16 protein-coding genes are annotated in these 19,964 nt (G+C 68.9%); 10 read left to right on the forward strand and 6 right to left on the reverse strand.

All coding sequences use genetic code 11. The annotated features are described in order from the left end of the window. The first annotated feature begins 261 nt into the window (after nucleotides 1-261). The 9 genes from ACMGFE_RS12405 (at nucleotide 262) to ACMGFE_RS12445 (ending at nucleotide 10,235) form a co-directional block, all read left to right on the forward strand. Nucleotides 262-1,653, forward strand: coding sequence for a hemolysin family protein (locus ACMGFE_RS12405; protein ID WP_436925514.1), 1,392 nt, complete (start codon nucleotides 262-264; stop codon nucleotides 1,651-1,653). Between the two features lie 154 nt (nucleotides 1,654-1,807). Beyond that, entirely contained in the window at nucleotides 1,808-2,689 is an 882-nt protein-coding gene (locus ACMGFE_RS12410; protein ID WP_436925515.1) for a universal stress protein, read from the forward strand. A gap of 480 nt (nucleotides 2,690-3,169) precedes the next feature. Continuing rightward, on the forward strand, nucleotides 3,170-4,810 hold the full coding sequence (locus ACMGFE_RS12415; protein WP_436926091.1) for an alkaline phosphatase family protein: 1,641 nt from the start codon (nucleotides 3,170-3,172) through the stop codon (nucleotides 4,808-4,810). After that, nucleotides 4,803-5,972, forward strand: a complete 1,170-nt coding sequence (locus ACMGFE_RS12420) for a GNAT family N-acetyltransferase (RefSeq protein WP_436925516.1) — start codon at nucleotides 4,803-4,805, stop codon at nucleotides 5,970-5,972. The genes ACMGFE_RS12415 and ACMGFE_RS12420 overlap by 8 nt, the downstream gene beginning before the upstream one ends. Next, nucleotides 5,969-6,970: a lipid II:glycine glycyltransferase FemX gene (locus ACMGFE_RS12425; protein WP_436925517.1), complete on the forward strand. Its 1,002-nt coding sequence runs from the start codon at nucleotides 5,969-5,971 to the stop codon at nucleotides 6,968-6,970. Before ACMGFE_RS12420 ends, ACMGFE_RS12425 begins: the two co-directional genes overlap by 4 nt. Before the next feature lie 67 nt (nucleotides 6,971-7,037). Next, nucleotides 7,038-7,745, forward strand: a complete 708-nt coding sequence (locus ACMGFE_RS12430; RefSeq protein WP_436925518.1) for a helix-turn-helix domain-containing protein — start codon at nucleotides 7,038-7,040, stop codon at nucleotides 7,743-7,745. Nucleotides 7,746-7,781: 36 nt separating this feature from the next. Continuing rightward, a complete protein-coding gene (locus ACMGFE_RS12435; protein ID WP_436925519.1) occupies nucleotides 7,782-8,822 on the forward strand; it encodes an ATP-binding cassette domain-containing protein in 1,041 nt (346 codons plus the stop codon). Beyond that, entirely contained in the window at nucleotides 8,819-9,733 is a 915-nt protein-coding gene (locus ACMGFE_RS12440; RefSeq protein WP_436925520.1) for an ABC transporter permease, read from the forward strand. The genes ACMGFE_RS12435 and ACMGFE_RS12440 overlap by 4 nt, the downstream gene beginning before the upstream one ends. A gap of 118 nt (nucleotides 9,734-9,851) precedes the next feature. Beyond that, the gene (locus ACMGFE_RS12445) at nucleotides 9,852-10,235 is read left to right on the forward strand and encodes a DUF5789 family protein (RefSeq protein WP_436925521.1); all 384 of its coding nucleotides are present in this window, start codon (nucleotides 9,852-9,854) and stop codon (nucleotides 10,233-10,235) included. 35 nt (nucleotides 10,236-10,270) lie between these two features. Here the strand turns inward: ACMGFE_RS12445 and ACMGFE_RS12450 are convergent, their stop codons facing one another. Both ACMGFE_RS12450 and ACMGFE_RS12455 read right to left on the reverse strand, forming a co-directional pair. Then, on the reverse strand, nucleotides 10,271-10,630 hold the full coding sequence (locus tag ACMGFE_RS12450; protein WP_436925522.1) for a DUF7113 family protein: 360 nt from the start codon (nucleotides 10,628-10,630) through the stop codon (nucleotides 10,271-10,273). A gap of 93 nt (nucleotides 10,631-10,723) precedes the next feature. Beyond that, complete coding sequence (locus ACMGFE_RS12455; protein ID WP_436925523.1) at nucleotides 10,724-11,530, reverse strand: endonuclease/exonuclease/phosphatase family protein; 807 nt, start codon at nucleotides 11,528-11,530, stop codon at nucleotides 10,724-10,726. A 675-nt stretch (nucleotides 11,531-12,205) separates the two neighbouring features. Here ACMGFE_RS12455 and ACMGFE_RS12460 point away from each other — a divergent pair. After that, nucleotides 12,206-14,074 (forward strand): ATP-binding protein, encoded by a 1,869-nt coding sequence (locus ACMGFE_RS12460; protein WP_436925524.1) that lies wholly within the window; start codon nucleotides 12,206-12,208, stop codon nucleotides 14,072-14,074. Between the two features lie 36 nt (nucleotides 14,075-14,110). Here the strand turns inward: ACMGFE_RS12460 and ACMGFE_RS12465 are convergent, their stop codons facing one another. From ACMGFE_RS12465 to ACMGFE_RS12480, 4 genes are all read right to left on the reverse strand, one after another. Then, nucleotides 14,111-16,057, reverse strand: coding sequence for an ATP-binding protein (locus tag ACMGFE_RS12465; protein ID WP_436925525.1), 1,947 nt, complete (start codon nucleotides 16,055-16,057; stop codon nucleotides 14,111-14,113). Continuing rightward, a complete protein-coding gene (locus ACMGFE_RS12470) occupies nucleotides 16,054-17,118 on the reverse strand; it encodes a metallophosphoesterase family protein (RefSeq protein ID WP_436925526.1) in 1,065 nt (354 codons plus the stop codon). Before ACMGFE_RS12470 ends, ACMGFE_RS12465 begins: the two co-directional genes overlap by 4 nt. 102 nt (nucleotides 17,119-17,220) lie before the next feature. Beyond that, nucleotides 17,221-18,024, reverse strand: coding sequence for a TrmB family transcriptional regulator (locus ACMGFE_RS12475; RefSeq protein WP_436925527.1), 804 nt, complete (start codon nucleotides 18,022-18,024; stop codon nucleotides 17,221-17,223). Nucleotides 18,025-18,086: 62 nt separating this feature from the next. After that, on the reverse strand, nucleotides 18,087-19,715 hold the full coding sequence (locus ACMGFE_RS12480) for a DUF255 domain-containing protein (RefSeq protein ID WP_436925528.1): 1,629 nt from the start codon (nucleotides 19,713-19,715) through the stop codon (nucleotides 18,087-18,089). Between the last annotated feature and the right edge of the window lie 249 nt (nucleotides 19,716-19,964).

Consider the following 19,964-nt stretch of genomic DNA (forward strand, 5'->3'; position numbering starts at 1 on the left):
CCGCCACGTTTTCGCGGGAGTCGCCTGCGTCGACCCCGCCTGTTCGCTCCCGTCTGAGGCCGTCGATATCGTCGCGTTCGACCGCGAAAACGCAAGACCGCTGTTTCCGACGTCTCTACCGAATTATTTCGACTTGCGGCCCGCAGCGGACCACGACGAGACGACACCGCAGTCGTCCCTCGATTCGTGTAAACGTCGTTCGGCAAATCCGCGCACCGCTGCACAAGGATTACTGTTCCGCTCTAATAATAGTCGATATTGATGGGATTATCCGTGCTCACAGCCGCATCTGTGACTGGTGTCACGCAGTCCGCCGTGCCGGTCGTCGGTATCGAGCTGGGGCAGACGACACTCACCGCGATCGGCGTCCTCATGATCCTGTTTCTGATCATGGGGTCCGGCTTTTTCTCCTCGTCGGAGATCGCGATGTTCTCCCTGTCGGCCCACCAGATCGACGGGATGGTAGAGGAGGGAAAGCGTGGTGCGCAGGCGGTCAAGTCGCTCAAAGACGACCCACACCGCTTGCTCGTGACGATCCTGGTGGGGAACAACCTCGTCAACATCACGATGTCCTCTATCTCGACGACCATCGTCGGCTTCTATCTAGACGCGGGTACGGCGGTACTCGTCTCGTCGTTCGGTATCACGTCGATGGTCCTGCTGTTCGGCGAGAGCGCACCCAAGTCCTACGCCGTCGAGAACACCAGCTCGTGGGCACGGACCGTCGCCCCCCTGTTGACGATCGTCGGGAAAGTGCTGTGGCCGCTCATCACCCTGTTCTACTATCTGACGAAGCTCGTGAACAAGGTCACCGGCGGTAGCTCGTCCATCGAGTCGTCGTACGTCACCCGCGAGGAGATCCGGAACATGATCAGGACGGGCGAGCGCGAAGGCATCCTCGACGAGGAGGAACGGCAGATGATCCAGCGCACCCTGCGGTTCAAAAACACCACCGCCAAGGAGGTGATGACCCCCCGCCTCGACGTCGAAGCCATCTCCAGCGACGCGACGGTCGAGGAGGCCATCGAGGAGTGTATGCACTCGGGACACGGCCGCCTGCCGGTCTACGAGGGGTCGCTGGACAACGTGGTCGGCGTCTTCGACATCCGTGACCAGGACCGGGATGCAAACTACGACGTCACCACCGACCGCACGGTAGCGGACGTGGCCAATCCGACACGTCACGTCCCAGAGTCGAAGAACGTCGACGAACTTCTCCTGGAGATGCGCCAGAACCGGATACACATGGTCGTCGTCGTCGACGAGTTCGGTGCCACCGAGGGCCTCATCACGATCGAGGACATCGTCGAGGAGATCGTCGGCGAGATACTGGTGGGCGACGAGGAACACCCGGTCGAGTTCGTCGACGACGCCGAGGTGCTGGTCCGCGGGGAGGTCACCATCGACGAGGTCAACGAGGTGCTGGACATCACCCTCCCCGAAGGCGAGGAGTTCGAGACCATCGCGGGATTCATCTTCAACCGCGCGGGCCGCCTCGTCGAGCAGGGCGAGGCGTTCGACTACGAGAACGTGACGTTGCGGGCCGAACAGGTGGAAGACACTCGCATTCAGAAGGCCCGGGTGACCGTCGACCGCGATACCGTCGATCCGGCCGACGAGGAGTCCCCCGCCGGTGAGGACGAAACCGATTGATCGGCAGGTATCGGCGGCTGCAGCTGGCTCCGTTACTCCGCTGGACGCGAGAGCATGCGATCGTCAGTGGGACCTGCTGCCGCTGGGAGCCACGACGTCGAAGGGTCGGCGAAGTCATTAGGAGGCCGGCAACCGTACTCTCGCCTATCGAGCCATGTACGAGAACATCCTCCTGCCGTTCGACGGTAGCGAGGGGGCGGCCGAGGCGCTCCATCACGCGGGCGAACTCGCTCACTGGGCCGACGCTACCGTCCAGGTGCTCTCCGTTGCCGACACGGCGCGCGACAGCGCCACCGTCGTCGACGGTGAAACTATCGACGTGCTCGTACGAGAGGGAGAAGACGTCGTCGAGGAGGCTGCAAAAACGCTGGACACACTCGGGGTTTCGTACGATACCGACGTCGTCCAGGGTAATCCGGCACCGACGATCGTCGACTACGCCGAGCGGTACGGCCACGATCTGGTCGTGATGCCGACCCACGGTCGCGAGGGGCTCTCGCGTTTCCTTCTCGGAAGCGTCTCCGAGAAGGTCGTCCGCCTCTCCACAGTTCCCGTCCTCACGGTCCGCATGCAACCCGACGAGACGTTCGTATTTCCCTACGAGAACGTCCTCGTCCCGACGGATGGGAGCGACGCTGCGACACACGCCGCCGAACACACGCTCTCAGTCGCGGCGGCCCTCGATGCGACCGTGCACGTCCTGTCGGTCGTGGACGACACTGCGCTCGGGCTGAACCTCCGGTCGACGACCTCCGGAACAGAAAGTGAGCAGGCCGCGACCGACGCTGTAGCGACCGTCGTCTCGGAGGCGGAATCACGCGGTGTTTCGAACACTGTCCGCCACGTCGAACACGGAACGCCCGTCGAGGAGATCCTCGACTGTATCGAATCGAACGACGTACACGCGGTCGGGATGGGGACGAAAGGGAGACGTGGCGCAGAGCGGGTCCTGCTCGGCAGTGTCGCCGAAAAGACCGTCCGCTCGGCGCCGGTCCCCGTCATCACCGTCGCGTCTCAGCGTCCCACGGAACGGTAGACGTGGCCGCCGTCGCCGGCGTCGACAGAATCGACCTCCGGTTTCGAACCCCTACCAGACAGAAGGGCACACGAGGACAGACTGCAAACCGTGTGCCGTCTCTTCGGGACGGCTCTCCGCCCATCGACTGATCCTGGGAGCGGTTTCGATAGCCAGTTCGCAGACGGACTGCGCAGTCGGAACGGACGGTACCGAGCTTCGGCTGTCCGAGGCGGGCGAGGAGGAACCCGCTGGCGTCGACGTCGAGGAACCCGTATCGCCTCCCGCCGACGGCATCTGGGGGCTCCCTACCTAGCCGTAATCCAGTCTTATCACGGGTACGTCCTCTCCGGAGCCCTATAGCGGCGACGAGCGTCCGGTGGGTGAACTCGGGGACGGGGCGGCGACGGCGCGGGAACACTCGATCGCCCGGATAATCGCTAAATAACAAATTTTCGCGACGGTCGTAGTACCGTCCACGAGGTGGCACTTCGACTGGGGATGAACACGTTACTCGTCGGCGTCGACGCGGCGTGCTGGCCGGTCGTAGAGCGGTTGCCGGACCGGTCGGCGGTCTCGACCATCGACCGGCTCGGCAATCGGGGGGTCGCCGCGCCGCTCGAATCCGCGATTCCGCCGTGGACGGCGAGCGCCTGGCCGTCGCTGTACACCGGGACGAACCCCGGCAAACACGGCGTGTTCGGCTTCTTGCGATTCGACGGCTACGACTGGGACGTCGTCAACGCGACCGACCTCTGCGCGCGCCCGCTCTGGGAGCTCGCCGACCGCCACGGCCTGACGAGCGTCGTCGTGAACGCGCCCGTGACCCACCCGCCGCGGTCGTTCGACGGCGCGCTCGTCCCGGGCTACACGGCCCCCGAAGACCCCGAGTGCCACCCGCCGGGGGTCCTCGACGCCGTGCGTGACCACGTCGGTGACTACCGGCTCTACTCCGAGGGCGAGGTCGATCGCGAGTCCGCCGCCGACGACTACCGCGCGTTCGTCCGCTCGCGCGGTGCGGCCTTCCGGTACCTCGCGGACCGCTTCGACCCCGAGTTCGGGTTCGTCCAGTTCCAGCAGACCGACACGGTCTGCCACGAGTTCCCGGGGGACGACGACCTCCTCGGAGCCGTCTACGATGCGGTCGACGACGAGATCGCCGCGATCCTCGACGCCTGCGACCCGGACACCGTGATCCTCGCCAGCGACCACGGCATCGGCCCCTGCGAGGGCCGGGAGTTCCGCGTCAACGAGTTCCTCCGCGAGGAGGGATTCGTCGAGACGGCGACCGACGGCGACGGGATGCCGACGTGGGTATCGATCCGCGAAGGACGGTTGCGCGGCGTGGGGAACGGCGACGAGGAGGGCGGCTTCTCCGGTATCTCTGGAGTGTCCGGGGCGCTGGCGTCGGCGATGGGCCTCGCCGCTCGCGCCGGCTTCACGACCCAGCGCGCGGCGCGACTGGTGGACGCACTCGGTCTCACCGAACCGGTCTCGCGGATCGTCCCCGACGACCTCCAGCGGGCGGGGACCGAGCGCGTCGACTTCCCGGCGTCGGTGGCGTACGTGCGCGACCCGATCGAACTCGGGGTCCGTATCAACCTCGTCGGCCGGGACCCCGAGGGGGTCGTCGATCCCGACGAGTACGAGTCGGTTCGTGCGGACCTGATCGACGCGCTCGAATCGGTGCGGACGCCCGACGGTGACCCCGTCTTCGAGGAGGTCGCGCCCCGGGAGGCGCACTTCCACGGCCCCGAGGCCGAGCGGGCGGTCGACGTGGTCACCGTCCCCGCCGACTTCGACCAGTCCCTCGTCGCCCAGCTCTACGGCGAGCGCTTCGGCGAACCCACGGAGCCGTGGACACACAAGCGCACGGGGCTGGTCGTCGCCGCGGGCGACGCCGTCGACGCCGAGGCGGGGGTCGGCGACCCGCACCTCTTCGACGTGGCGCCGACGGTGTGCGCGGCGCTCGGGATCCCGCGGAGCGACAGGATGGACGGGCGGCCGCTCCCGTTCGTGGAACCGACGGACGAACGGCGGTATCCGCCGCGCGAGGCGCGCGAACGGGTCGGCACCGAAGACGAAGGGGTGACCGAGACCCTGGCCGACCTCGGCTACGTCGAACGGGTTCAGGATGACTGACCTCGAACTCACCGTCCACGAGACGATCGACGAGATCGACGAGAACCAGTGGGACACGCTGGTCCGTCAGTCGGACCTTGGGTCGGTGTTCCACCGCCACGGCTGGCTCCGGGCGGTCGAACGCGGCCTCGACCGCCGGGCGGCCCACTTCGTCGTCCGGAAGGGCTCGAACCCGGTCGCCGTCCTCCCGAACTTCCGAGTGCCCGTCGACGCGCCCGACCTGTCGCCGATCGCGGATCGCTTCGGCGCGCCCGCGCTGGTAGACCGCCTCCTCACTGGTGCGGTCGGGACCCTCTCGACCGACGCTGGGACGCCCATCGACGTGAGCACTGACGTGCTCGACTCGCTCCCCGTCGAGCGCCTCTGTTCGGCCACGCCGGGGTTCGGCGGTCCGGTCGTCCTGACCGACGAGGCCGACTGTCTCGAGATGCTGTTCGACGCGCTCGACGACGCGCTCTCCGAGTCCACCCTCTGTCACGTCGTCAAGGCGAAAGAACCGGCGTACATGCGCTACGGGAAGTTCCTGGCGGGGCGGGGATACAGCCCCACGTTGCTCGACTGTCGGTTCGTGCTCGACGTCGACCGCCCCTTCGAGGACGTACTCGACGGGATGGACAAGGAGCGACGCAAGGCCGTCTGCGACGCCCGCGAGCAGGACTACCACGTGACCGAGCGCTCGCTGGCGGAGACGCTGGACGAGACCTACGAGCGGTACCTCCGCGACATGGACCGGGCGGGCGGCGACACCTACCCGCGTTCGTTCTTCGCGGCGCTCGCCGCCGACTGCCCCGAGCGGACGCGCGTGTTTTCCCTCGCGGTCGACGGCGTGGAGACCGGACAGTACGTCTGCCTGCTCGACGACGAGCAGTCGGCGGTCCACTACTTCTTCTCGGCCATCGGCGACGACTCGAACTACGAGTACAACCCGACCGAACTCCTGCACAGCCACGTCGTCGAGTGGGCGCGCGAGCGCGGGTACGACGAGTACGACTTCGGCTCGACCGGTTCGACCTTCAGCGACGGGACGTTCAAGTACAAGGAGAAGTACGGCGCGCGAGTCATGCCGACGCTGCGCTGGGAGCGGGGCGGGTCGCCCGTCCTCTGGAACGCTTACCGGGTCGCTCGCCGCGGCTACCAGCGATACGCCTATCCAGACACATGACGATCGAGATACGAGTCCTCGACGAGAGCGACGCCGGGGAGTGGAACCGCCACGTCGAGCGCTCGGCCGACGCCGACCCCTTCCACCGCGCCGAGGCGCTCGCCGTCGAGGCCGACTACGCCGGGGCGACCTGCCATCGCCTCGTCGGCTACAAGGGCCGGGAACCGGTCGGGATCTTCCCCGTCTTCGAGCTGTCGAAGGGCCCGATCAGCGCCGCCTTCTCGCCGCCGCCGCCGCTGTGGATCCACCGCCTCGGCCCCGCACTGCTGAACGTCGACGAACTCTCCCAGCGCAAGACCGAGCGGCGCATTCGCCGGTTCGTCGAGGGGTCGCTGGAGTGGCTCGACGAGGAGTGCAGCCCGAACCTCCTCCGCGTGAAGACCGAGTGCACCTTCACCGACCTGCGCCCGTTCAAGTGGGCGGACGCGGACGTCACGCCGGAGTTCACCTACGTCGTCGACCTGCCCGAGGACCCGGAGGAGTTGCTCGCTAGCTTCAGCAGCGACGCCCGCTCGAACGTCCGGAACCTCGACGCAGACTGCACCTTCGAGGAAGGCGACGCCGCCGACGTCGAGCGGATCGTCGACCACGTGCGCGACCGCTTCGACGCGCAGGGCGAGCCGTTCAACCTCCCGCGCGGGTTCGCCCGCGACTGCTACGAGGCCCTGCCCGAGGGGGCGATGCGCACGTACGTCTGCCGCCACGAGGGCGAGTTCGTCGGCGGCATCCTCACCTACGAGACCGACGAGTGGATCCACCGCTGGCAGGGCGGCGTGACCCCCGACGTGGACTTCCCGGTCAACGACACCCTCGACTGGACGGTCATGACCGACGCGATGGAGCGGGGACTCGACGCTTACGACCTCGTCGGCGCTGGCGACCCGCGGATCAACTCGTACAAGGCGAAGTTCGGCCCCTCGGTCGAGACGTTCCACAGCGTCGAGCGCTCGTCGCTGGCGATGGACGCGCTACTCGGCCTCTACTCGCGCGTGAAGTGACGGGATGGCCGACCTCTCTACGTCACCGCCCGGCACGCCTAACTGTCCGTCCGACCTGTCCATCCTCATGGGACTGATCGCGGAGTTCCGGCTGGTCTCCGAGGGGCTGGCGCTGGTCGACGTGGCAGCCGGGATCCCGGACGCGACCGTCGAGTTCGAGTCGGTCCAGGCGCAGCCCTCGGGACCGCCGACGTTCGTCGTGCAGACCGCGGGCGCCGATGCCGACGCGATCGACGCGGCCTTCGCGGACGCGGATTCGGTGACCGACCACTCGCTCCTCGCCGCCGAGGGGGCGACGCGCCGCTACCGATGTCGGCCGACCGGCGGCCCCCCGGCGGACCTCGAACTGCTCGCGGACAACGGGTCGATCCCCGAACGGGTGCTGGTCACGCCGACGGGCTGGGAGGAGCGGCGCTGGTTCGCCGACCGCGAGGAGTTCGACCAGTTCCGCTCGTTCTGTCGGGCGAACGACTACCGGTTCCACCTGGACCGCCTCGTCGAGCGCGACGACGGATCGGACGGACCCGGCACGGGTCCGTTCGGTCGCGACGACGACCTGTCCCGGCCGCCCGAGATGACCGACGCCCAGCACGAGGCGCTCGTCACCGCCCACGAGATGGGCTACTTCGACACGCCGCGGACTGCCACGATGGCCGACGTCGCCGACGAACTCGGGGTCGCGTCCGCGTCGCTCTCCGAACGCCTCCGCCGCGCGCAGCACCACCTCGTCGCGGAGTTCCGCCGCACTTCCAATTTAAAACCCCGAACAAATTAGGGCACGGGCTACGGGTGCGTGGTCACAAGCACGCCTGTGACCGACGACACGCTACGGACGGACGGCGGTGGGGCCGCCATCGAGGCGCAGGGTGTGGAACTGACCTACGCCGACGGGACGGAGGCGGTCAAGGGGATCGACCTGACGGTCCCGGAGGGCGAGTTCTTCGGCTTCCTCGGCGCGAACGGCGCCGGGAAGACGACGACGATCAAGACCTTCGCGACGCTGCTGTCGCCGACCGCCGGGTCGATCACCGTCAACGGGTTCGACGTGCGGCGCGAACCCCGCAAGATCCGCGAGACCATCGGCTACATGGCCCAGGAGACCAGCGTCGACGAGGAGCTCACCGCCCGCGAGAACATCCGCTTCGCCGCGCGGGCCTACGGCGTCCCCAGGAGCGAGCGCGAGCAACGAATCGACGAACTGCTCGAGCTGGTCGACCTGGCGGACGTGGGCGACAAGCGCGCCGGCGAGTTCTCCGGCGGGATGAAAAAGCGGCTGGACGCGGCGACGGCGCTGGTCCACAGTCCGCCGCTCGTCTTCCTCGACGAGCCCACCACGGGGCTGGACCCCAAGGCGAGAAATCGCCTCTGGGAGTACTTCGAGCGCATCAACGAGCGCGGGACGACGCTCTTTCTCACCACGCAGTACCTCGAAGAGGCCGACCAGCTCTGCGACCGCATCGCCGTCATCATGGACGGCGAGATCGTCGCCACCGGCTCACCCACGGAACTGAAACGACGGGTGGGCGGGGAGATCCTCGACGTCGATATTCCGGCGAGCGAGGACGCCCGCGAGCAGGCCGCCGAGATAGCCCGCGAGGGCGACGTCTTCGACGCCGACGCGGACGTGAGCGTCACCGACGACGGGATCAGCGTCACGGCCGAGCGGGCGCGCGAGCACGGAACCGATCTCCTGGTCGCCCTGCGTGACGCCGGGATCACCGTCACGGGCTTCAACATCCGCGCGCCGACGCTCGACGACGTCTTCCTCGCGATCACCGGCGAGGAACTCGACTCCGAGGACCGCTCGGCCGACGCCGCGGACGTGACGGAACCGGAGGTGACCGCCGAATGAGTAGTGACTCCTCGGCCCAGTCCGAGTCCGCGGACGCCCGCACTGACGGTGGGTACGTCCGGTCGACGCCGTCGAGCAACTCCTTCCTCGGTGACTTCTGGGTGAACTTCGTCCGCTGGAACCTGAAGGCGGTGCGCAACCCCTTCGTGGTCGTCGGCTCGCTCGTCCAGCCGATCATCTTCCTCGTCCTGTTCACGCAGGTGTTCGGCCAGATCGCGACGAGCGCGATCGGCGGCGGTGGCGGGGGCGCCGCGGGCATCACCTACGAGACGTTCCTGCTGCCCGCTATCGCGATGCAGGTGTCGCTGGCCGCCGCCGCGGGGTCGGGCATCGGTCTCGTCAACGACATGGAGGAGGGCCTGTTCGAGAAGGTGCTCGTGATGCCGATGAACCGCGCGGCGGTCTTCCTCGGCAAGACCGCCGCCGAGATCCTCCGGATCGTCGTCCAGATCGCGATCATCCTCGTGCTCGGCGTCGTCCTCGGCGCGGAGGTCGCCACCGGCGTCCCCGGCGCGATCGGGATCATCGTCGTCGGCATCCTCTTCTCGCTGTGGTTCATCGCGCTCTCGAACATCATGGCGGTCGTCACGCGCGACCAGGAGTCGACGATCATCGGCGCGAACCTCCTGCAGTTCCCCTTGCTGTTCGTCTCGACCGCGTTCCTCCCGCTGGACGCGATGCCCGGGTGGATCCAGACCGTCGCGACGTACAACCCGATCACCTACGGCGTCGACGCCGCCCGCGCGCTCATGCTCGACCAGGACGTCATGACCGTCGTCGAGGTCACCCGGTTCACCGGCGTCTGGAACACGCTCGTCCCGGCCATCCTCGTGCTCCTCGCGCTCGACCTGGTGCTCGGCGGCGCCATGGTCTACCTGCTCAACCGCGCGTCGAGTTCCTCCGTGCAGTGACCGGCGACGCTTCCCGTCACCGACTCTCCGGGCTCGTATCGGCCTGCAGAACCGCTCTATCGGGGGTACTTGCCCCTTCACGCAGAGAGTGTTTATTGCTCGCACCGCTGCGGACCGTATGACAGACGACGGCGGCCACGACCGATTCGAAGGCGTCGACTTCACCGAGATGAACCCCGTGCTCGAAGATCTGTCGTACCCGGTGTCGACCGACGAGTTCGTCGCCGACCACGGCGACCGTGAGCTCCCGCGGACCAACGCCGACCCCATCTCCGTCGGGGAACTGTTCTCCTACATGGGCGACGCGACGTTCGAGTCCGAGGGGGAGCTCCGACAGACGCTCCTCGGACAGATGCCCCGGGGAACCGGGGGACGGGCGAACTACTCCGACCGCGGCGGTTCCACCCCGGTCACGACCGAGGCGGCGAAGCGGGCCGGCGAGCAGACCGCCGCAGACCTGGAGCCGGGGGAAGCGACCGACCCCGACGTCACCCAGCAGTAGCCCGTCCCGCGGGAAGAGACCGGCCCCAGTCCGCCTCAGTTCCCGTCCGGATCGGCGTCGTCCGCGTCGGGGTCCTCGACGACTTCGACCTCGACGTCGTCGCCGGAGAGCCCGAGGCGCGCGAACTGCGTGCGCACGTGTTCTTCCGCCGCCGCCAGCGCCGCTTCCCGCGTGTCGAACCCGCGGGTCGTCGGCGCCTCGAAGGCCACCCGCCGCTCCTGGCCGTCGATCCGCTGGAGTTGCCCGCCCGACTCGACCTCGTAGAACTCGTCGCAGATCCAGACGTAGGGAGCGCCTTCGTCCGGCGCGCCCTCGAAGGTCGGCGGCCGTTCGCCGCGCTCGTACAGCGTCCCCGTCAGCGTCGTCCCACCCGCGTGACCGCGAATCAGTAGCATATCCCCGATACTACGGGGCCGACCGCCAAAAGCACGCCGGGGCATTCCGCGTGGACCGGGACGCTCGAAACCGCTGTGGTGTCGCCGTCGAATTCACACCTCCAGATCGACGACGACGGGGAGGTGGTCGGAGGGGAACCACCCGTCGCCGACCACGTCGGCGGCGACGCCGTAGCCCGCGACGGCGCAGTCGGCGACGAAGACGTGGTCGATCTGCCACTCCGGCAGGAGCGACTCGAAGTCGGTCCGCGTGGTCGACGGGCCGTGGGGCGGATGCGCGCTGATCTCGCGCGCGTCGACCAGCGGGCTCTCGCGGTCGCCGGTGCCAGCGAGAACGCCGTGTGGCACCTCACCGGCCCGGCAGTTCAGGTCCCCGACGACGACGGTGGCTTCCCGCCGGTCGGCCTCGCGGAGCCCGGCGACCCGGTCGCGGAGCACGCGTGCGCCCTCGCGGCGGGCCTGCGGCCCCTCGTGGTCGAAGTGGGTGTTGGCGAACAGTAGCGACTCGCCGGTCCGGCGGTCCTCCAGGCGGGCCCAGGTCGCGATCCGCGGGTAGGTGGCGTCCCAGCCGACGCTGCCGGGCTCGTCGGGCGTCGGCGAGAGCCAGAACGTGCCGGCGTCGACGCGCTCGAAGCGGTCGCGGCGGTAGCCGACGGGGCAGAACTCCCCCTCGCCGTCCCCGTGTTCACGCGACTCGCCGACCCACTCGTAGGCCGGCAGCGCTTCGCGGACGTCCGCGTACTGGTGAGCCAGCGGCTCCTGGAGCCCGATCACGTCGGGGCGGTGAAAGCGGAGCGTGCTCGCGACGGCGTCGCGTCTGGCCGCCCAGTCGAACTCCCCGTCGCTCGCCACGTCGCGGCGAACGTTGTACGTCAGGGCGCGGACGGCGTCGCAGTCCATACCGCACTGTCGGGCGTGGTGGACCTTAGTACCGCGGTCCGTCGTCCTCGATTCTGGTCGAAGGGTCCCGGAAGGTACTTCGACCGGAGTGATCGCGGGGTCGGTTGGCGGTCGAACGCTCTCGGTGTGTTCGCTCGCAGTACTCGGAACTACTGCGGAGTGTACTGGGAGTTGAAAGCCCTCGGCGCGCTCGCGGTCGCTGAGCGAGATATCCTCGCTCGCTGCGCTCGCTGGGATAGCGCTCGCTCAGGCGACTACATGAACGCGAGCGCACCTCGCCCTTTCAGTCCGCCAGGGACTGCACAGCACCGCACCTCACACCTCCCCAACCGACTGCGGTGCTCACTCCGTTGCGCTCCTCATCCACCGGAAGACTCGCTCCGCTCGTCTTCCGAGCCTTCGTTCACTCCGTTCACGAAGACCTCGCACGACTCCATCTTGCGGCCCTCGCAGTGCTCGGGCACGCTAGACAGCGCGCGCCACCGCCATTGGTCACGCTGTGGGCTGTACTGAGCATCCGGCGCCGAAGGCGCCGGTTCACCGCATCGAGGCCGAAGGCCGAGATGCGGCCTTTTTCACCCATGTTTCTGCCGGAGGGGTGGGCGCCCGCGCCCACCCCTCCGGGAAAAAGATGGGGGCGGAAAGCGTTTCACGTCCCAGTACGACGTGGCGGGTATGTCCGACCTCGGGGATTTCACTGATTTCGATGGCGACGACGACGCCGACGACGGAAACGAGGCCGACGGCGCGGCCGCAGCGACGACATCGACGGCCGATGGGGAGGGCACCGCGACCGACGCCGACCTGTTCGACGCGGCCAGCGACGGCGACGACACCGACGACGACTTCGCGGCCATGGACGTGACGCCGGCGGGCGAGGACCACGGCGTCGGCGTCGTCTCCGCCACCGAGGGCCTGCGAATCAGCGAGGACGGCGAGGAGACCGAACTCCGCGCGTACGTCACCGTCGAGAACCGCTCGGACGTCCGCATCGGGAAGTACCTGCTCGTCCCGTATCTGGACGACGAGCGGCTGTTCTGTCGCATCACGGCCCTTGAGTACGCCCAGGAGTTCCGCGCCGACGACGCGACGGAGATCCACGCCCGCCGTGCCATGCGCAGGGGCGACATCGACGAACAGGACTTCAAGTTCGTCGCGACGCTCGACCCCGTCGCGGTGCTGTACTCCGAGGACGGCGAACTCAAGCGGCGGATGACCGACCGCGTCCCCAAACCCGAGACCGTCGTCCGCGAGGCGACCGACAAGTCGGAGATCAAGACCGGGCTGAAGATCCCGGAGGACGGCGTCTTCCTCGGTCACCTCTCCGTGGGCGGCGAGAAGGTCGAGACGGCGGCCGATCCGCCCACCATCGACTACCGGCTGAAAGACGACTACGACGACGGCGACCCGCTGGTCTTCCGGCACACGCTCGTCGCCGGCGGGACGGGGTCGGGGAAGACCCACAGCGCCAAGAACGTCCTCCGGCAGTATCTCGCCGAGGATCGAACGTATCCCGTCGAGGACGGCGCCCGCGACGTCTCGCCGGGGCTCGTCATGTTCGACCCGCAGGACGAGTACGCGCAGATGCACGACGACAACCCCGACCTGGACGACGCGTTCGCCCGCCGGCTCGAACGCGAGGGGATCGCCCACGGCGGCGTCGACGACACCATCGCGTTCGTCCCGAAGGTCGACGGGGCCTCCTACGCCACCAGTGACCACCGCGCCGAGCAGGTGGAGTTCACCATCCCCTTCTCGATGGTCCACGAGAACCCCTGGCTCATCGCGGGATCGAGCCTCAACGGCAACCAGTACAACGCCCTCCGCCTCCTGCTCAATCGCTTCTCCCGCGACTACGGCCCGGACGGCACCTACCAGCAGTTCAAGACGTTCCTCGACGACCCCGCGCTCCGGGAGGAACTCGACGAGACCGGTCGCGTCCACGAGGCGACGTTCAACGCGGTCAAGCGCCGGGCGCTTGGTTTCGACGGCATCTTCGACCAGGACGCCCGCCCGATCACCGAGCGCATCCACGAGTTCGTCCGCGCGGGCGGCGTCTCCGTCGTCCCGACCTACCACATCAACAACTCGCGGACGACGGTGACGGTCGTCCTCGCGCTCGCGGCGCTCATCGTCGACCAGAAACTGTCGAACGACCCCGACTACGAGCGCATCAAGCACACGCCGCTCGTCCTCGGTCTCGACGAGGCCCACAACTTCCTCTCGGAGGTCGACAGCGTCCAGGGCGAGCAGATCATCGGCAAGTTCACCGAGGCCGCCAAGCAGGGCCGCAAAGAGCGACTCGGCCTGTTTCTCATCACCCAGGACCCCCAGGACATCGCCGACCCCGTCTTCAAGCAGATCAACACGACGGTCGTCTTGAATCTCGGCGACGACGACGCCATCTCCGCCGTCAACATCCCGGCCAGCCTCGAACAGAAGGTCCCCTACATGGAGAAGGGCCAGAAGGTCGTCTACTCGCCGGACAACTCCGAACCCGTCGAACTGGTCGGGCTCTCGAAGTGCCTGACCAACCACGAGTGAGCGGCCCCGTCGCTCGAATTCAGCACCTCCGACGGGTCACAGCGGCGTCAGCTCGGTCACGCCCGCGTCGGTCGCCTCGGTGAGCGCCTCGCGGGCCTCCGGCTTGCAGGTGAGGTAGACGACCTGCCAGCCGGAGTCGACCAGATCGCCGAGCACCTCGGCCTGCCGCTGGAGCCGCTGGGGGTCGGCCGACAGGAAGGCGTCGTCCATCAGGAAGAAGCCGTCCCTACCTTCCATCAGCCGGCGGCCGAGCGCGACGCGCACGGAGAGGTACAGCTGGTCGCGCGTCCCGCGGCTCAACTCGCGCGGGGAGAGGCGCTCGCCGTTGGCGAGTTCGACGGCGAGCCGCGACTCGTCGGTCAGCCCCACGTCGACGTAGCGGTCGTCGGTGACTCGCCGGAACACGTCGCTCGCCTCGCCGTCGGCGAACAGTGACGCCATCTTCTCGTTCTCCGATTCGGCCATCCGCTCCAGCACCGTCGCCGCCGCCCGCGAGACGTCCGCGTCGGTCTCGACGGCGTCGACGAACGATTCCAGCCGGTCGGCGAGGTCGTCGAGCGCGCCGAGGTTGGCGACCGCCAGGTCCAGCGGCTCGCCGCAGACCGTCTCGAAGCGGATCTCCGCGGCCCGCTCGGCGAACCGGTCGAGCTGTCGGCGGTGTTCGCGCAGGGCGGCTTCGAGTTCCGCGGAGCGTTCGTCGGCCTCCGCGGCGCGCTCGCGGGCCGCTTCGAGTTCGTCCTCGGTGAACTCGCGGTCGGCGTCGAAGTCGATGTCGGCCCGGCGGGCTTCGAGGGCGTCCGCAGCGGCTTCGACGACCTCGCGGGGGTCCTCGGCGTCGACGTCGAGTTGCCTGCGGAGCACCGCGGTGTACCCCTGGATCACTTCGGTGTGGCTCTCGCACTCCTCGCGGAGGTCTGCGATGGCGGCGCGCACCTCCGTGGGGTCGTACGCGTCGATGCCGATCTCCGCGGCGCGCTCGACGACGGCCTGCTGGTCGGCGTGGAGCCGCGCGACCGCGTTGCTCGCCGACCGGTAGAGCGCGAGCGCGACGAGCGCGACGACGCCGAACGCGGCCGGGCCGGTGGCGACGAGCGGCGGGTCGCGGATCCCCAGCGCCAGCGGGACGGCCCCGGCGACGGCGCCCGCGATCAGCGCCGCCAGCGTCGCGCGGCGACACCAGGTCTTGCGGGTCTCGAACTCGTCCTCGCTCCCGGTCGCCAGTTCGTCCAGGCGCGACTCCAGCTCCGACAGCTCGGCGTCGCCCGGTAGCGCCGCCCGCTCCTCCAGACTGCGCTCCAGCGCGCCCTTCGTCTTGACGAGCTCCTCGTACTCCTCGCGGGCCTGCGCGGCCTCGAGCGCCGCCACGTCGGCCTCGGCGCGCTCGCGCTCGCGGGTCGCCCGGTAGCAGTCTCGCTCGATGGCGTCGAGGCCCGCAGATTCGACCCGCTCGAGGTACGACTGCACGTCCGCCAGCAGCTCCGTCGCCCGCTCGTGTTGCTCGCGGGCGTCGTCGTGCTGGTTCGAGAGGTTCCGCCGCTCGGGCGTGAGCCGGCCGCGTTCGAGGACGCGGTCGCGGACGGTCTCGATGTCGCCGGTCCAGATGCCGACGATGCGGTCGGTGACCTGTCGGTAGAAGGCGCTCTCGTCGAGGACGCTCAGGTCGCCGTCGCGGACGACGAAGACGTTGCGGAACTCGGCGGGCGTCAGCTCGAAGTTGTAGCGCTCGGCGTAGCGGTCGAGCAGAGTCTCGCCGTTCGAGAGCTTGTGCTCGCCCTCGTCGCCGTCGAGGACGACGTAGCCCTCGGGTCGCTCGTCGACGCGCGGGCCGGCGACGCGGCGGTCGCCCGTCAGCGTCCGCAGGAGGCACTCCGTCAGCAGCGTCTTCCCCGACTCGTTGGGGCCGTAGACGACGTGGGCGTCGTCGAACTGGAGCGTCTCGCGGAGCGGCCCGTAGCGGTCGACGTGGACCTCGCTGAGTTTCACGCGTGTGTCACCTCCCCCGCGGCGAGCAACTCGGCGAGCGTCTCGACGAGTCGCCGCTCGACCTGCTCGCGGTCGTCGACGTGCTCCCACCGGTCGAGGTCGAGGTCGTCGAGGCGGTCGACGAAGTCGGCGTAGATGGGGTGGTCGAGGACGGCCGCGACGCCGCGGGTCTCGTTGACGACGGTCGCCGGGCCGGCGGCCGCGTGCAGCCGCTCGTCGAAGGCGCTCTCGTCGAGTTCGGTGAAGCCGTCGACCCGGACTTCCAGGTCGCTCCGGTCCGTGTCCTGGCCGTCGACCCACCCCTCGACGCGGTCGATGACCTCGTAGCCCTCGCCGGGGGTGACGGTCGCCTCGAAGCGGTCGCGATAGTAGGTGTCGAGCGCGATCGGCTGGACGTTCGCGTCGTCGGTGTCGACGACGACGGCGTGGCGTCGCCCGGTCTCCGCCCAGGAGTGCGAGACGGGCGATCCGGGGTAGATGAACAGGCCGCCGTTGGGGAGTTTGCGCTGGTAGAGTTCGGCGTGGACGTGGCCGGCGAGGACGAACTCGTAGCCGAGTTCGCCCAGCGTCTCCGTCTGGACGGGGCAGTAGCTGGGGGCTTCCTCGCTCCCCGTCGCGCCCGCGCCGAACCCGGCGTCGAGCGTGCAGTGGAGGCAGAGGACGGCGTCCTCGTGGGCGCGCTCGCGCAACTCGAAGAACAGGTCGTCGCCCAGCCGCTCGCGGTAGGGGACGCCGACGACCTCGCCGTCTGCCACCTCGGCGACCTCGAAGGGGTCAGCGGAGAGCACGCGGAAGTCGGGGCCGAACTCGACGTTCTCGCGGAAGGCGTCGACGTCGTGGTTCCCGGGGACGACGAGCACCTCGAAGGGGTTGTCGGTGAACCGCTCGCGGAGTTCGGGGCGGCGTTCGTCGGCGGCCGCGGCCGAGTCGAAGCAGTCGCCGCCGACGGTCAGGGCGTCGACGTCCTCGCGCGCCGCGGCGTCCAGGAGGGCGTCGAGCGCGGCGACCGACCGCTCGCCGCCGCGCCCGAGGTGGAGGTCCGCGGTGTGGAGTAACCTCATCCGTACCCCCGTCTGGCGGCGGCAAGCGACTTAAGGATTGGTTGTGTGGCCGACAGAAAGACGGACGCTGATCCGACCCGATCCAGCCCGATCCGACCCCACTCAGAGCCGGAGCGTCTCGGCCTCGTCCCAGCGCGGGGCGAACTCCCTCCCCACGTCGGCGGCGAACTCCGGGTCCTTGAGGTCGATGACGGCGAACGTCTCGTCCTCGATGAGCGGGTGCGGGACCTCGATGCAGACCTCGGTGTCGTCGATGATCTCGAAGGTGCCCGTGACGTTCGCGCTCGTCCGCGTCTCGAAGCGGTCGTGGGGCTGGAGCGTCTCGCGGTAGCGCGTCCCGACCGCGTCGGGGAGCGTGTCGACGAGTTCGGGCGTGAGCAGGACCGACACCGACACGCCGCGTTCGAGCGCCTCCTCCAGCGCGGCGGTGATGCGGGCGGACACCTCGTCGAGGTCGAACTGCTGGACCGGTTCGGAGGCGACGACGACGATGCGCTCGTCGGCCGCGGTCAGTCGCTCGACCAGCAGGTCGAACGCCTCCTCCTGGCCGACGCTGGCTGTCCAGAACGGCTCGTCGACCGGCTCGCCGTCGTCGAGTTCGTCGACCAGGTCGTCGACGATGTCCTCGTACTGCTCGGCCTGTTCTTCGAGTTCGCGCTTCTTGTTCTCCAGCAGCCGGTCCAGCGCGGTGTCCGTCTCGACGGCGACGTACTTCTTCGGCCGACTCGCCGTCTGACTCCGCGCCAGTTGCTGGGTCTCCAGGCTGTTGAGCACGTCGTAGATGCGCCCCATCGGTACGTCGCTCGCCCGCGAGAGGTCCTTCGCCGTCGTCGGTCCCGCCTCCAGGAGCGCGCGATAGGCCCGCGCTTCGTACTCCGAGAGGCCGAGGTCTCTGAGACTCGCCATTGTCAGCACCTCGAACTGCGACAACAAAAAACAACGGGTAAATTTACGGCCGGTCGACCGGCTCACCCGGTCAGCAGCGATTCGAGGGCCGTGGGGTCGGCCGCCTGCCCCTCGCGTTCGCCGTCGGCGAGGACGACCGCGTGGCCGTCCTCGGCGCGGTCGTCGTCGGGGGAGACGACCGTCTCGTGGTCGACGAGTCGGAGGGCGGCGCGGTGGAGGTCGCTGCCGGCGTCGGTCCCGACGGCGACGACGCGCGGGTCGCGCAGTCGCGCCACGGCCGAGGCGTAGGCGGCGACTTCGACGCCCATCCGGTCGGTCGCGCCGGCGAAGGCAGCGAGCGCGTCGCGGGCGACCTCGCGGTATGGCTCGTCGTCGGTCAGCAACCAGCAGTCGATCAACGCGTCGGCCGCGTCGACGTTCGTGTCGAGGGGGTACAGCGGGCGGTCGAGCAGGCCCGCGCCCTCGCTCGTCCCGTCGGCGAACGCGCCGGACTCGTCCTGCAGCGCGTCGAGGGCGTAGTCGGCGACCGACCGCATCGGTCCGGGTTCGCCCAGCACGGACGCACTGGTCGTCAGCCCCGCGAGCGTCCGCGCCTGTGACGAGAGGAGCCCGGCCTCCCCGACTTCGCCGGTCTCGGGGTCGCCGAAGTGGACGACCTCGCCCGCTTCACCGACGAGTTCGGCGACGACGTGGTCGCGGGCGCGCTCGGCGTAGCGGCGGGCGCGCTCGTCGTCGGTGTACGCCGCGTAGGTCAACAGGCTGTCGACGGCGACGCCGTTGTGGCCGGCGAAGACGGTCTGGTCGACCGCCGGCGGGTCGGCGTCCTCCCGCTCGGTCGCTTCCAGCCGGTAGTAGGCGTCGTCGCCGCCCTGGCTCGCCGCGAAGGCGTCGCCGGTCCAGAGATCGGTCGTCAGGTACTCGACGGCCCGCTCGGCCGTCTCGCGGTAGGCGTCCTCGCCGGTGTAGCGGTAGCCGTGGGCGAACGCTCGCACGAGCGCGGCGTTCTCGTCTGCGAGCTTCTCGCGCTGGGGCGACCCCCAGTTGCGGTTGTGCGAGAAGCGGTAGAAGCCGCCGTCGTAGGTGTCGAACAGTCGATTCTGGACCGCTTCGAGCGTCCGAGTCGCCTGGTCCCTGGCCCGCACCAGCGCGAACTCGATGGTGCGGGGGAGCGGGAACTTGACGTCCGTGCCCCACCCGCCGAATTCCTCGTCGTAGGCCGCGAGCAACTGCTCGACCATGTGCTCCTCGACGCGGGCGGAGAGCTCCCCGCTCGGCGGCTCGGCGTCGGCGAGCTGGCGGGGGATCGAGCCGGCCTCCGCGCCCTTGCCGTCCCAGGTGCGGCGGACAGCGTCGAGGATCTCGCGGAAGCCGTCGATCCCGAGGAACGTCGCGCCGGTGATGACGGTGCCCTCCGGCGTCGTGAACACGGTCGAGGGGAACCCGCCCATGTTGTAGCGGTCGCGGACGCGCGGGTGGCGATCGACGGAAACGCGGACGGGAACGAACCCGTCGTTGACGTTCGCGGCGATGCGGGGCTCGGAGTACGTCGTGCGGTCCATCTCCAGGCAGTCCTCGCTCCAGGGCGCCCACAGCGAGAGCAGGACCGGCTTGCCCGCCCGCTCGGCGGTGGCGAACGCCTCCTCGCCCCACTCGCGCCACTCGACTTTCGTCTCGACCGCTGAATCGTCCATACCCGAACTACGTGCTTGCGCCGATAAGGGCTTTCAAACTCTCCCTGTCCGGGGTGAATTCGATGATGGCGCGCGCTGTCGCGCGTGCCCGAACGTCGTGAGGGCCGCGCGACGGAACCGTGCGAGGTCTGCTCACGGGCGCGAAGCGCCCGTTCGCACGGCCCGAGGGACCTTCGGTCCCTCGCTGTCTTCGTGAACGGAGTGAACGAAGGCTCGGAAGACGAGCGGAGCGAGTCTTCAGGTGGACGA

The organism is Halosimplex amylolyticum, assembly GCF_051414035.1.
GTDB lineage: Archaea > Halobacteriota > Halobacteria > Halobacteriales > Haloarculaceae > Halosimplex > Halosimplex amylolyticum.